Source organism: Maricaulis maris (assembly GCF_036322705.1).
In the GTDB taxonomy this organism is placed as follows: Bacteria; Pseudomonadota; Alphaproteobacteria; order Caulobacterales; family Maricaulaceae; genus Maricaulis; species Maricaulis maris_B.
Map to the genome: position 1 here is coordinate 2512254 of NZ_AP027270.1, position 14096 is coordinate 2526349.

The window sequence follows — 14096 nt, forward strand, 5'->3', positions numbered from 1 at the left end:
CCAGCAGCGATCATCCCGCGCGTTGCAATCCGCTATCGGCTGGGAGATTGTCGAGACATGATGGATATCGCTGAAACGCTCACCTTCGAGGCTGATGAAGACGCCGCCGGCCAGCGGCTCGACCGGTGGCTCGCTGCGACCGTTGAAAGCCTCTCCCGCTCACGCCTGAAAGCCCTGATCGAGGGCGGGCAGGTCACCGTCGATGCTGTGCCGGCGACAGACCCGTCGGCCAAGGTCGTCGCGGGAGCGGTCTACGCCGTGTCGGTCCCGACGCCGCGCCCCGACGCGCCAACGCCGGAACCGATGGACCTCGACGTCCTGCATGAGGATGCGGACCTCATCGTCCTCGTGAAGCCGGCCGGCCTCTCTGTACACCCGGCCGCCGGTCACTGGACCGGAACTCTGGTGCACGGCCTGCTGCACCATTGCGCGGGATCGCTGTCCGGCATTGGCGGCGTCGAACGGCCCGGCATCGTGCACCGGCTCGACAAGGAGACCTCCGGCGTGATGGTGGTGGCCAAGTCGGATGCCGCGCACAAGGGCCTCAGCGCCCAGTTCGCGAAGCATACGGTCGAGCGCGCCTATATCGCCTTCACCCGCAATGCGCCGCGGGCGAAGTCCGGCCGGATCGAAACCCAGCTGGCCCGATCCTCGCGCGACCGCAAGAAGTTCGAGGTCCCGCATGACCCCAATTCCCTGGCCGGCAAACACGCCATCACGAATTACACGACCCTGAAACGCTTCGGACAGACTGAAGGCGCGGCCATCGGTACCGGCATGGCGGCCAAGGTCGAATGTCGTCTCGAGACCGGTCGGACCCACCAGATCCGGGTACACATGGCGCACATCAACTGCCCCCTGCTGGGAGATCCGGTCTACGGCCAGAAACGCGGTCGCCTGCTCGAATTTGATGATGAAAGCGGCACACTGCGCGCCTTCCGGCGCCAGGCCCTTCACGCGGCCATCCTCGGCTTTGATCATCCGGTGACCGGCGAGGCCCTGCGTTTCCAGACCGAGCTGCCCGACGACATGAAGCGGGTCGAAGCGATCCTGGAGACGCTGTGATGCCTGACAACAGGATGACCCGCGGCGTAGGCGGATCAGACGCCGAGGCAGAACTGGCAAAGCTCACCGACCGTCTCAGCCATTGCCATCCCATCCCCGTCGAACGCCTCAGCGAACGCCTCGACGCGCTGCGCGCCCGTATGAAAAGCGCTGGTCTCGACGCCGTCTGGCTCAATGCCGGGACCAACCTCACCTATTATACCGGCCTGCGCTGGCGGGCGTCAGAACGCCTGGTCGGGGCGCTTGTCACCGTAGACGGTGGTCTCACCTATCTGGGTCCGGCTTTCGAGACCGGTACGCTGGAAGGCTTCATGCAGCTTCATGCGCCGCTGGCGACGTGGGAGGAGCACGAGGATCCGCATGCCCTGCTCGCCAGCCTGGACGGTGCGTCCGGCGTGCTGGGCCTTGACCCGGCGACCCCACTGGTAACCGCCCATGCGATCGTGCGGGCCGGGACCGGGTCAACGGGCGACGCGACCGACATCATCCTGTCAGCCCGCAAGACCAAGGATGCCGACGAAATCGCGCTCATGCAGGCGACCAAGACCGCGACGCTGGAAGTCCATGCAGCGGCGGCCCGCATTCTGCGTCCGGGGATCTCGACCGGTGATGTCACCGAATTCATCCACGCCGCCCACAAGGCGATCGGCGCGCCGGGCGGCTCGACCTTCTGCATTGTCCTGTTTGGCCCGGACACCGCTTTCCCGCACGGGGTTGCCCAGCCCAAGACGCTCGATGAAGGCGATATGGTGCTGATCGATACCGGGTGCGCGATCCATGGCTACCAGTCCGACATCACCCGCTCCTACGTATTCGGGACGCCAACCGACAAGCAGCGGGAGATCTGGGAGGCGGAGAAAGCCTGCCAGCTCGCCGCCTTCCAGGCTGCACAGATCGGCACAGCCTGCAGCGCGGTGGATGCCGCCGCGCGCGCCGAAGCCGAACGCCGCGGGCTGGGGCCGGGCTACGCCCTGCCCGGCATTCCCCACCGCACCGGTCACGGCATCGGTCTCGATATCCACGAGGCGCCCTATCTGGTCGGCGGCGATGACACGACACTGGAGGCCGGGATGTGCTTTTCCAACGAGCCCATGATCTGCGTTCCGGGCGAGTTCGGCATCCGGCTGGAGGACCATTTCTACATGACCGAGACCGGACCGCGCTGGTTCACCGAACCCTCCCACACGATTGACGACCCGTTCGGCTAGGTCTCGCTGCTGACCAGCTTGAGGCCGATGATCCCGACCAGGATGAGGGCCAGGAAGAAGATCCGCAGATGGGTTGCCGGCTCGTTGAAGACGAGGATGCCGATTGTGGCAACGCCGAGCGCGCCGATCCCGGTCCAGACCGCATAGGCAGTGCCCGCGGGTAACGACTTCATGGCCACCCACAATAGACCCATCGAGGCAGCCAGGACGGCGAAGACTGCCGCGTGCTGCCACCAGGGCGCATCGCTACGAACATATTTGAAGCCCAGCGCCCAGCCCATCTCGCATAGCCCGCCGGCAACCAGGAGCGTCCAGGGATTGGTCAGGAAAGCGCCCAAGGCTCAGCCTCCGGTGCGAAAGTTGCGGGCCCAGACCGCCGCGACCACCGGATCCGCCTCGGTCGCCTCGACCGCCGGCAGGAGCGCCGGACACTGGTCCACAAAGTCAGCCCGACCCGGATCCCAGCGGCTCATCATGGCGACATAGACATCGAGCAGGCTCATCGTCTCACCGAGCAGAAAAGGTCCGGGTGCGCCATCAAAGGCATCATTCATCAGCACCCACATGTCGGCACGGCGCTGATTGGCCCCGTCGAGCAGCGTCGGGTGTGTGGCCGGATCGGGATGAAAGCGTTCCGGACCGTCCGATATCGAAAAGGTGGAATAGATGCTGGCCGAGAGGAAGAGCATCCAGCGCAGGTATTCAGCGCGCTCGGGGGCGTCGATGGCGGGTGCGAGCCCGGCTTCGGGATAGCGATCCCCGAGCCAGATCAGAATGGCCGCGCTCTCGGTCATGACGCTTTCATCGGGCAGGATAAGGGTCGGAACCTGGCCGACCGGATTGATCGTGCGCAGGCGGCGTTGCTCAGCGGCCTCGCCCAGCGGATCGAGCTCGACGAACTCATAGGCCGCACCGACCAGTTCCAGGGCCGCCTCGACACAAACCGACCCGAAACCCGCCTTACCATAGAGCGTGTAGGCCATCTAGGCGCGCCCCTTGCCGATCGCCGCCTGGACCTTCAGGGCCTGGACCGTCATGCGAACATCATGGACCCGCACCATGGCCGCTCCGGCCGACGCGGCGCGCAGCGCCGCGGCAAGCGAGCCGCCAAGCCGTTCGGTCTCGTTGGCCCCATCATCAATGGCCGCGATGAAGCGTTTGCGTGAGGCGCCAAACAGCACCGGATAACCGAGACCGATCACCTGATCGAGATCCCGCATGAGTGCCAGATTATGGTCAAGCGACTTGCCGAAGCCGATGCCGGGGTCGAGCCAGATACTGTCAGCACTGACGCCCTTGGCCATGGCAATGTCCGCGCGCTCGGTCAGGAAGTCACAGACCTCCGAGACGACGTCCTCGTATTGCGGATTGGCCTGCATGGTTTGCGGCGTGCCGGACATGTGCATCAGGATGACCGGGACACCCAGCTCGGCCGCTGTTTCCACCGCGCCCTCGGCTCTCAGGGCCATGACATCATTCCAGATGTCCGCGCCGGCCTCGATGGCCTTGCGGGCGACCGAGGGCTTGAAAGTGTCGATCGAGATCCGCGCACCACTGGTCTCGCGGAGCGCCTTGATGACCGGGATGACACGCCGCAACTCCTCGGCTTCGGAGACCGGATCGGCGCCGGGCCGGGTCGACTCGCCGCCGACATCGATCACATCTGCGCCATTGCGGAGCATCTCAAGCCCTCGCGCAACGGCCGCCGCCTGGTCGATGAAGTCGCCACCATCGGAAAAACTGTCCGGCGTTACATTGAGCACGCCCATCACGAAAGGCAGATCGGATTGGCGACGGGAGCGGAATTTGGGCATGAGGGTCCATCTTCTGGTGACAGGCGCGTGGGCTGCCTCGCCTTGGTATTAGCGGCACCGGTTTGCCGCGACAATGGCAAAGCCATCCCGTGCTCATCGGCCGCCTTCCCGTCGCCCGCCCGGCCAGCTCAGAGAATGGCCAGCAAGCCGCCACCGGCCGCCCCCAACAGGACAACCAACCAAGGCGGGCACTTCCAGGAGACAAGCAATACGAAACAGGAGAGCGCCAGGGTAAATTCAGGAAAACCGGTCACGGCGCTGGTAAAGACCGGATCGTACAGGGCAGCCCCGAGAATGCCGACAACAGCCGCATTGGCGCCGGCCATGATCGCCCGCGCCCGCGCATGTCGTCTGAACCCGGCCCAGAAGGGCAAGGTGCCGACCAGCAGCAGAAAACCCGGCGCGAACAGTGAGAGCATGGCGATCAACGCGCCGGCGAGGCCGCTTGGGCCGCTCTCCATGATGGCACCGAGATAGGCGCCGAAGGTGAAGAGCGGACCTGGCACGGCCTGGGCGGCGCCATATCCGGCCAGGAAGGCATCAAGACTGACCTGTCCCGCCTCCACCACTTCGACCTGCAGGAGCGGCAACACGACATGGCCACCGCCGAACACCAGCATGCCGGATCGATAGAAACTGTCGGCCAGTGCAACGACGGGGCTGTGGGACGCGAAGATCGGCAGGGCGATGAAGACAGTAGCGGCCAGACCGAGGCTGATCACGCCAGCGGTCCGCGATACCGGAACCGCTATTGCGGCGCCCGTGGCGACCGGCCCCTCGCCGCGCCACAGGCCGAGACTGGCCCCCGCGAGGATGGCGAGCGGCATGCCGTATACGGCGGGCAGCACCGCGAGGATGATCACGGCGAGTACCGCAATGCTCGCGCGCAATCGATCGGGGCAAAGCGTGCGGGCCATGCCCAGAACGGCATGGGCAATGATCGCCACGGCCACAAGCTTCAGGCCGGCGACAATGCCTGAGCTCAGGTCTCCCGAGAGCCGACTGCCAGTCAGAGCGACAATAAAAAGGATCACCGCCGACGGCAGCGTAAATCCAACAAAGGCGGCAAGGCCGCCAAGCCATCCGGCGCGCATCAAACCGAGTGCCAACCCGACCTGGCTTGACGCCGGGCCCGGCAGAAATTGGCACAGGGCGACCAGGTCGGCGAAGGCGGCATCATCCATCCAACGGCGGCGAACGACGAATTCGTCGCGAAAAAAGCCGATATGGGCGATCGGGCCACCAAAGGCGGTCAAGCCCAGCTTCAAGAAGGCCAGGAAGACCTCAGCGATCGCGGTGACCGGCGCGCGGCGTTGATGACTTGGCGACGGATCATCCATGCCGCAATCCTGCTTTTGGAACCGGATATGGACCTAGCGGCATTGGAGCTGCCGTTCAATCCCGCTTGGAGCGGCTCCGACAAGCCAGGCCCCGGTCCTGGTCGCACCCACGAAAAAGCCCCGAACCATGTGGCCCGGGGCTTTCTCGTTTGACGATGTCGTGCAGGTCAGGCGCCTTGCGGGGCGGGACCAGCATCGGGTTCCTCATCCGTGGTCGGCACGGCGCTGGACGGCGTGTCGCTCGGCGGGGTTGGCGTATCATCGGGACGGCTCGGCGGCTTGCCATTGAGCAGGTCGGTGATCTCGCTGCCCGACAGGGTTTCGTATTCAAGCAGGCCTTCGGAGAGCGTTTCCCAATCCTTGCGCTTCTCGGTCAGGATGCGGCGAGCCTCATCCATGCCGGTCTGCACGAGGGCGCGGACCTCTTCCTCGATCTTGCGGGCCGTGGTGCCCGAGACCGACTTGCTCTGGACCAGTTGCTGGCCGAGGAAGACCTCGCCCTGATTATCCGCATAGTCGATCGGGCCGAGCTCCTGCGAGAAGCCCCACTGGGTCACCATGGCCTTGGCCAGACGGGTTGCCTGCTGAATGTCGGAGGCGGCACCGGAGGTCACCTTCTCCTTGCCGAATTTCAGCTCCTCGGCCACCCGGCCACCCATCATGATGGCGAGACGCGAGGTCATTTCCTCGTGAGTCATCGACATCTTGTCGCCTTCCGGCAACTGCATGACCATGCCGAGGGCACGGCCGCGCGGAATGATGGTCGCCTTGTGAACAGGATCCGCCGACGGGACATTGATCGCCACGATGGCATGACCGGATTCATGGTAGGCGGTGAGCTGCTTTTCCTTCTCGGACATGACCATGGAGCGGCGTTCCGGCCCCATCATAACCTTGTCCTTGGCATCCTCGAATTCCAGCATCGAGACGCGGCGCTTGTTGCGGCGTGCGGCCAGCAAAGCCGCCTCATTGACCAGATTGGCGAGATCGGCACCGGAGAAGCCCGGCGTGCCGCGCGCAATGACCTTGGGGTCAACATCGTCGCTGAGCGGCACATCACGCATGTGAACCTTGACGATCTTCTCGCGACCCGTGATGTCCGGGTTGGGCACAACGACCTGGCGGTCAAAGCGGCCCGGACGCATCAGCGCCGGGTCCAGAACGTCCGGACGGTTGGTCGCGGCAATCAGGATGATGCCTTCATTCGCTTCAAAACCGTCCATCTCGACCAGCAGCTGGTTGAGCGTCTGCTCGCGCTCGTCATTACCGCCACCGAGGCCGGCACCACGCGAACGACCGACAGCGTCGATTTCGTCGATGAAGATGATGCAGGGCGCATTCTTCTTGGCCTGTTCGAACATGTCGCGGACGCGCGAGGCGCCAACACCGACGAACATCTCGACGAAGTCGGAACCCGAAATCGTGAAGAAGGGCACATTGGCTTCGCCGGCAACGGCGCGGGCCAGCAGAGTCTTACCGGTACCCGGAGGGCCGATCAGCAGGGCGCCTTTCGGAATCTTGCCACCGAGGCGCTGGAACTTGGACGGGTCTTTCAGGAACTCGACGACTTCCTGGAGTTCTTCCTTGGCTTCGTCGACGCCGGCCACATCGTCAAAGGTCTTGCGACCATGATGCTCGGTCAACAGGCGCGCCTTGGACTTTCCAAAGCCCATCGCGCCGCCACGGCCACCACCCTGCATCTGGCGCATGAAGAAGATCCACACCCCGATCAGCAGCAGAAGCGGGAACCAGTTGAACAGCATATTGAGGAAGATATTGCCCCCTTCGGACGCTTCTTCGACGCGAATATTCACGTTCGCCTCGCGCAGGATGCCGACTGTCTGGGTATCCGACGGCGGCAACACGACTTCGAAGCTTTCGCCAGACACGGTTTCGGCCTGCAGCATGTCGCCGCGAATCGTCGCGCTGGAAATCTCGCTGCGTTCAACCCGGTTCAGGAAGTCGGAATAGGACGGTCCGCGCTGAACGGTTGCCGGGTCCGATGACCGGCTGATCATCTGCACCAGCACCATCAACAGGACGAGGACCACGGCCCAGATCGCAATATTTCTCATTTGCATGCGTTTATCCGTTCAATCATTCGGTCATTCCCGACCAGATATGGGCATTCCATCGCCCCGGCGCCAGTCATCCAAGCAGCCCTGCGGCAAAACACCCTAAGCCTCAGGCCCGTTCGGTCTCAGCAAACCATCTGGCCGCACCGTGCGAAAGCAGACGCCTGCAAAATCTGTGCTCGATCAACGAGCGCACCTCGGTCGCCCCGCGAACGGCAACGTCGCCTTCGGCGGAAACCGGGTTTCCCAAACCGGCGATCACCACGACCTCTCCGGCTGCGCGACCGACCAGCAGTCCGGACCGGGCCGAACCGGGAACAGCGTCGAGTATAGCGCGATCAGCCAGTCCTTCATACGTATCTCCGAGCAGGTGCCATTCAAGTTCACGCGCGCGGCCGTCGATCACGAAGCGGCCATCGAACACCGCCGTGCCGGCCTCCTCCTCGATCCAAGGACTGGGCGGCTCGCGGTCGACCCGGCCACTGACAGCGCCGCCGTCCCGGATCATCCAGACCCGCGCGCCCGGCCGCACCAGAACGCCGCAACCCGAGGCCGGACGCCCTGCCCGGATCGCCTCGTCCAAGGGAATGAGACGCGCCCGCGACGGACTCGCCGGCTGCCCCGAGACCGCCATCACGGCCGCCTCGAGCAAGGTGAGGCGAAGCACGGTCGGCAAACGGCTCCAGTTTTCAGGCGCGAGGTCAATCGCCCCCCAGGGGTGAAGGCGCAGACAGGTTCTGGCTGCCTGCCATGCGGCGAGACGTTCGGCGTCCAGCACCGCCCGCAAGTCGGTCGCCAATGCAGCAAACCGTCCCGTATCGAAGCCCCTATCATCCAGCTGCGCGAAGGTCTGCCTCATGCGGATACGGGCATAGTGCGTGTCCTGGTTGGACGGATCCTCGATCCAGGCGGCCCCGTCAGCCTCCAGACTGGCGCGCAGATCGGCCCGGCTGACAGCGAGACAGGGCCGCACCAGCATCACCTCCCGCCCCTCCGGCCAGGCGGGGGATGGCACCCGCTCGCCCATCGCTGCTGCACTGCGCCAGCTGCCGCCGGCGGCCAGCCTCATACAGACAGTTTCAGCCTGGTCGTCGCGGGTATGTGCCAGCATGATGGCAGTCAATCGGAGCCGACGGGCTGCGCTCGCCAGAAGACGGTGGCGCGCTCGACGGGCGCGGGCCTGCAGTCCGCCCCCCCCGCGCGCCTGATCCCAGCGCAGGATGTCGCATGGCCAGCCGAGGCGGGCAGCGGTCTCCGCGACAAAGCGGGCTTCGCCCGCACTCTCCGGACGCAAACAATGATCGACGGTCAGTATGTGCAGGGCACGACCGGACTGGCGGGCCCAGCGGTTCGCGATGAGCAAGAGGGCCAGACTGTCTCCGCCGCCCGAACAGGCCAGTCCGAGCGGACCTTCGCCCGCAAGCCGGTCGAGCGCCGATGTGACGATGTCAATGGCTGGTGCCGACACGCCTACCGGCAGTTGGCACGAACCGATTCCCGGGCCGCGCGGGCCTGCGATGCAGGGGCGGCATCCGGGAATTGGCGACCAAAGCGGGCCAGTGTGGCGCAGGCATCCTCGGTCCGGCCCATCCCGTGCAGCGATGCCGCCAGCCGAACCAGTGCATCGGGGGCCTTGTCGCCCTCGGGCTGGAGCCGCAACGAGGCGATATAGGCATCGGCTGCAGCGGTGAAATCGCTCCGGACATAGAAAGTCTCACCAAGCCAGTAATGGGCCTGGGCGGTCAGCGGGTGATCAGGATTGTCGGCAACAAACGTCTCGAAACCGGCCTGGGCGCCATCGAAATCGCCATCGAGCAGTCGCGCCCGGGCGGCCTCATAGACAAGGCCCGGATCAGCCGAAGCGCTGGTGGCTGCGTCGGTGGGCGTCGTCGGAGCACCACCCAGAACCCCGGTCGCGGCCGCGCGGGCCGCCGCATGGGGGTCGTTCGGGTCTGTAATGGCAAGGGCGGCGCCGTCTTCACCGGCTGCAGCGGCCGCCGGATCGATATCGTCCAAGCCTTCGCTCATCCAGGCGACGGCTTCGTCGTCGAGTGAAGGTGCCTCTGACTGACGCGCCATGGCTCGTTCATTTTCCAGCGTCTCCAGCTGCTGACGCAGCTGGCGGTTTTCAAAGCTCAGCCGCTCGGCTTCGCCGGTCAGGGCCTGGACCTGGTATTCCAGCTCATCCATGCGGCGCATCAGGGCCTCGGCGACCGGGTCGCCGGCCATGAACTGGTCTTCCAGATTGCCGATACGCACTTCGGTGGCATCGATGCGTTCGGAAAGTTCGCGGCGCGACTGGGCCTCGGCAGGCGCGATGGCGACCAGCGAGGTAACGAGGACGGAGAGACAAATATATCTGATCATGACACCCACCTAGCGGACGAGGACGGCGAAAATACGGCCTTGCGACCGGAGAATGGAAAACGCCCGCGACGGGTTTGTCACGGGCGTTTCCTGTCACAAATGCGAACGGCCTAGTTGGTGTAGCCGCCCACGAGCGTGGTAGTCGCATTGCGGTTGACCGCCCAGCAGGTTTCCGACGACTGCATGCAGGTCGGACGTTCCTTGCCGTAGGAGGTCGTCGAGATCCGCGACGGATCAACGCCCTGGCTGATCAGGTAGGTGCGTGCCGCATTGGCACGACGGGCACCAAGCGCGAGGTTGTATTCACGCGTGCCGCGCTCATCGCAATTTCCGGCGACGAGAATGCGGGTTCCCGGGTAGGAGGCGAGCCAGGCCGCCTGGCGACGCAGGGTGGCGCGGGCCTCGTCCGACAGGTCATGACGGTCCAGTCCGTAGAACACACGGTCGCCCGCAGTCGCCACAAAATGATCCGCGGAACCGGCCATCGGCCCGGTTTCGACCGGCGGCGGGGTCTCGTCAGGCCGCTCGACCGGACGGGTATCCTGTACCGGCGGCGTATCGTCCACCGGCGGGGTCGAAGCACAAGCGGTCGCAAACGCCCCAAGCGCCGCAATAGCAAAAAGTTTGATTTTCATAATGTTACACCCTCATCCAGCCCAAGCGCACACGGCCTGCGGCTTACTCCCGATCACGCAAGACGTGACGTTGTACCGACGACGGCCCCCCCAATGGTGCCGCTCACAAGACAAAACGTTACGCAGAAATTTTCTATTCAATCAAGGGCGACCATGCCGGATCGGAAGCCATTCCGCCGGTTGCCAGCCGCCTGAGATTGAAGCCGGCAAGGTCGACACTCCAGATTTCATATCGCGTCCCGTTCGTCCGGGACTCGCCGCGCGTGAAAAGCAGGACCCGGCCATTGGGCGACCAGGCCGGCGTATCGACGAAATACCCCTCATAGAGGATGCGCTCGATGCCGGAGCCATCTGCCCGCACGACGCCGAGCGCAAACTGGTTGCCGATCTGTTTGGTGAAGGCAATGAGGTCGCCGCGCGGAGACCAGACCGGTGTCGTATAGCGACCGGAGCCGAACGTGACCCGCTGCACATCGCTACCGTCCCGGTTCATCACATAGAGCTGCGAACCGCCGCCACGGGCCGAAGAGAACACGATCCGCTCGCCATCCGGGGCGAAAGACGGTTCGACATCATCGGCCGGGTGCTGCGTCAAGCGTTGGAGGTTTCGCGTCCGCAGGTCGAACAGGTGAATATCGTGGCCGGAGCGCGTCTCGATCGACACTGCGAGCTCGGATCCGTCAGGTGAGAAACGCGCCGACAGGCTTTGCCCCTCCGGATCGACCTGGCTGGCCGCGCCAGCACCACCGGACGCAAACAGGGCTTCCTGGCGGCCGGTTTCTAGATTGTAGAGATAGGTCGTCGCCTGGCCATCGAGGAAGGAGACGTAGGTGATTTCCTGGGCGCTCGGGGAGTAGTTCGGCAATAGCGCCATATAGGAGCGATCGGTCAGAAAGGACGGGTTGGCGCCGTCCTGGTCCATCAGGGCCAGCTGACGGATCGGCTCACCGTCGATGCCACGACCTTCCGAGACATAGACGATACGTGTGTTGAAATAACCGGTCTCACCGGTGAGGCGCTCATAGACCGCATCGGCCAGACGGTGCGCGACCCGGCGCCAGTTCTCCGGCGCGGTGCGATATTGCAGGCCTAGCAGTTGCTCTTCCAGTCGTGTGTCCCAGAGCCGGAAACCGACCACCAGCCGTCCATCTTCCTGGATCGTGACACTGCCGACCAGCAGGGCCGATGCGTTGATCACGCGCCAGTCGGAAAACCGCGGACGCAGATCGATATTGGCGATGTCCTCGATGAAGGCGTCCTGGTCCACCGGTGCAAACAGGCCGGAGCTTGCAAGGTCATTGGCGACCACGCGAGTGATGTCCGCGCCCCGGCGAAGGGCCTCGTCGGAGGCGCCGACGAAATCGGGGACCGCGATTGGCATCGGATCGAGATTGCCCTGGGTCACATCGACCCGCAGCGGTTCCTGGGCATCAGACGCGCCGGTCCATCCAACAAGGGCGAGGACGGCAGCAAGGAGCACGAGAAGTCGGGTCATGGAACAGGGTCTCCGGGACGGGTGTGACTAGCGACCGTATAAGGACGGCGAAAAATTGACCTCAATTTGACGCCATTGAGAATAGGCTTCCGGTGGCAGCGGGTAAGGCTGACACTCGACTGCCGCGCGCAGCGCCCGTTCGCCGGCGACACGCAGATACGGATTGGGCGAATTGAGCACGCGTGATTGATCGACCAAACGCGGCGGCCCCGTGAGCTCGCCATTGCGGTCGAGATCGAGCACCAGTTCAACCGCCAGCTCGTCCGGCTCGGGCGCATCCAGCGACGCGCGCCAGCAGCGCGCCAGGTGCGACCGTATCAGATCCTGCAGGGTCGCGGTCATCGCCTCGCCATCGCCAACCGGGTCACGACGCGGACCCTGCTCGGAGGCCTGACCGTCGCGGGTTTCCGACACGCTGCGGGACAAATCACCCAGCAGATCATTCAGGGACGGTTCGGCGGGTTGAGCCGGTTCACGTGGACGCTCGGGACGTTGGGGTGGGACGTCCGGCGTTGTCTCGGGTTCCGGCTCGGCAGGCACGACTTCCGGCTCTTCCGGTGTCTCGGCGGGCGTCTCGACCACCTCCGGCTCGGGCTGCACCGGCTCGGGCACCGGGGCGGACTGGGTCTCGGGCTCTTCGATGAGCTCGTCAATCGTCTCGTCCGGCTCGTCTTCGACCACCGGCTCCGGTGCGGCGGCGCGGATGCTGTTTCGCTCACCCAGCGTCACCAGTTCAATCGGAACGATCGGCGACGTTTCCAGCACGGAGGCGACACGGGGCAAATAGATCAGCCCCGCGGCGATCATGCCGCCGTGAATGATGAGGGAGAGGACAAGACCACGCACAGTAGAACCGCCGCTACCGTTCGATCGGATCGGTTACGAGACCAAGATTGGAGAAGCCGGCTGCGTTGATATTGGCCATCACCCGCGCGACATCCCCATAAGCCGCGCCGTCATCAGCCCGGATATAGATCCGCGCGTCAAAGCCCGTGCCGGCGATGGCGCGCAGGCGCGGCACAAGGTCTGACAGCGGGACTTCCGTCTCCTGCAGGTAGATCACGCCATCGGCATTCACTGTCACGGTGAGCGGCTCCTCGCCGGCCGGCAGGTTGCGGGCTTCGGTTTCCGGCAAGTTGACCGGAACACCAACCGTCAGCAACGGCGCGGTGATCATGAACACGATCAGCAGGACCAGCATCACGTCGACGAAGGGCGTGACATTGATCTCGGCCTTCGGCTTCCAGCGGGCGCGGCCGCGACCGGATCCGCCACTATCGAGGGAAGCACCCATCGCCCTAGAGCCCGTCGCGGTCGGCAAGCGCCGACAGCTCGTCAACGAAACCGTCGAGGCGCGCACCATATTTGGCGAGATTGGCGGACAAGGCATTGAAGAAGATCACTGCCGGAATGGCGGCAAGGAGGCCGAGCGCGGTAGCAAACAGGGCCTCGGCAATGCCGGGCGCGACCACTGCCAGATTGGTGTCCTGGGACGCCGCGATGGAGCGGAAGGCATTCATGATGCCCCAGACGGTCCCGAACAGGCCGACGAAGGGGGCGGCCGACGCGATCGTGGCGAGAATGCCCAGGCCGCCCTCGGTGTTGGTCATCTGACGACCGGCTTCGGCACCGGCCGCCTTGGAGACGCGTCCGCCGGCATTGTCACCATTCCATTCCCGCAGGCCGGCAGCGAAGACACGGGAGAACGGCTCCCGCGCCGACTTGGCGAATTGGTCCGCAAGCGCATCGAGTGAGCGGCCGGACCAGAATTCACGTTCGAAATGCTTGGCCTTGCCATGCAGGCTGCGCATGTGCAGCGATTTGTCGATGGCGATGGCCCAGGACCAGATCGACATGAAGGCGAGAATGCCCATCACGCCCTTGACCACCCAGTCCGCGCGCATGAACAGGGCATAGAAGGAGAATCCTTCCACGACTTGTGCGACCTCGACGACAGAAGACTCCATAACGCTCACCCTTGCGCTTCGGCGCGGCCTTTCGGCCGCCCCGATCGTGTGTTTCACAATCCGTCAAACGCCATGCAGGCTTCATGCCTGACGCGACGCGTTCCATCGCTGACAGATCCTTGACTACCGA

14 protein-coding genes are annotated in these 14096 nt (G+C 64.6%); 2 read left to right on the top strand and 12 right to left on the bottom strand.

Features of this window, described 5'->3' with window-relative positions; translation table 11 throughout:
• Positions 1-57: 57 nt before the first annotated feature.
• Positions 58-1065: an RluA family pseudouridine synthase gene (locus AAA969_RS11945; protein WP_338246285.1), complete on the top strand. Its 1008-nt coding sequence runs from the start codon at positions 58-60 to the stop codon at positions 1063-1065.
• A complete protein-coding gene (locus tag AAA969_RS11950; protein WP_338246286.1) occupies positions 1065-2273 on the top strand; it encodes a M24 family metallopeptidase in 1209 nt (402 codons plus the stop codon). Before AAA969_RS11945 ends, AAA969_RS11950 begins: the two co-directional genes overlap by 1 nt.
• Here AAA969_RS11950 and AAA969_RS11955 read toward each other — a convergent pair.
• From AAA969_RS11955 to tolQ, 12 genes are all read right to left on the bottom strand, one after another.
• A complete protein-coding gene (locus tag AAA969_RS11955; RefSeq protein WP_338246287.1) occupies positions 2270-2611 on the bottom strand; it encodes a DMT family transporter in 342 nt (113 codons plus the stop codon). The genes AAA969_RS11950 and AAA969_RS11955 overlap by 4 nt on opposite strands.
• A 3-nt stretch (positions 2612-2614) precedes the next feature.
• A complete protein-coding gene (locus AAA969_RS11960) occupies positions 2615-3256 on the bottom strand; it encodes a glutathione S-transferase family protein (RefSeq protein WP_338246288.1) in 642 nt (213 codons plus the stop codon).
• Complete coding sequence (gene folP / locus AAA969_RS11965; protein ID WP_338246289.1) at positions 3257-4087, bottom strand: dihydropteroate synthase; 831 nt, start codon at positions 4085-4087, stop codon at positions 3257-3259.
• Between the two features lie 128 nt (positions 4088-4215).
• Positions 4216-5427 (bottom strand): chromate efflux transporter, encoded by a 1212-nt coding sequence (chrA, locus tag AAA969_RS11970; protein WP_338246290.1) that lies wholly within the window; start codon positions 5425-5427, stop codon positions 4216-4218.
• 167 nt (positions 5428-5594) lie between these two features.
• Positions 5595-7508 (bottom strand): ATP-dependent zinc metalloprotease FtsH, encoded by a 1914-nt coding sequence (ftsH, locus tag AAA969_RS11975; protein ID WP_338246291.1) that lies wholly within the window; start codon positions 7506-7508, stop codon positions 5595-5597.
• Between the two features lie 103 nt (positions 7509-7611).
• Positions 7612-8970 (bottom strand): tRNA lysidine(34) synthetase TilS, encoded by a 1359-nt coding sequence (tilS, locus tag AAA969_RS11980; protein WP_338246292.1) that lies wholly within the window; start codon positions 8968-8970, stop codon positions 7612-7614.
• A gap of 2 nt (positions 8971-8972) precedes the next feature.
• Positions 8973-9869, bottom strand: a complete 897-nt coding sequence (gene ybgF / locus AAA969_RS11985) for a tol-pal system protein YbgF (RefSeq protein WP_338246293.1) — start codon at positions 9867-9869, stop codon at positions 8973-8975.
• 110 nt (positions 9870-9979) lie between these two features.
• On the bottom strand, positions 9980-10504 hold the full coding sequence (gene pal, locus AAA969_RS11990; protein ID WP_338246294.1) for a peptidoglycan-associated lipoprotein Pal: 525 nt from the start codon (positions 10502-10504) through the stop codon (positions 9980-9982).
• Positions 10505-10637: 133 nt separating this feature from the next.
• Positions 10638-11999 (bottom strand): Tol-Pal system beta propeller repeat protein TolB, encoded by a 1362-nt coding sequence (tolB, locus tag AAA969_RS11995; RefSeq protein ID WP_338246295.1) that lies wholly within the window; start codon positions 11997-11999, stop codon positions 10638-10640.
• Positions 12000-12026: 27 nt separating this feature from the next.
• Positions 12027-12845 (bottom strand): hypothetical protein, encoded by an 819-nt coding sequence (locus AAA969_RS12000; protein ID WP_338246296.1) that lies wholly within the window; start codon positions 12843-12845, stop codon positions 12027-12029.
• Between the two features lie 13 nt (positions 12846-12858).
• A complete protein-coding gene (locus AAA969_RS12005) occupies positions 12859-13293 on the bottom strand; it encodes an ExbD/TolR family protein (protein WP_338246297.1) in 435 nt (144 codons plus the stop codon).
• Between the two features lie 4 nt (positions 13294-13297).
• Positions 13298-13966 (bottom strand): protein TolQ, encoded by a 669-nt coding sequence (gene tolQ, locus AAA969_RS12010; protein ID WP_338246298.1) that lies wholly within the window; start codon positions 13964-13966, stop codon positions 13298-13300.
• Positions 13967-14096 lie beyond the last annotated feature (130 nt).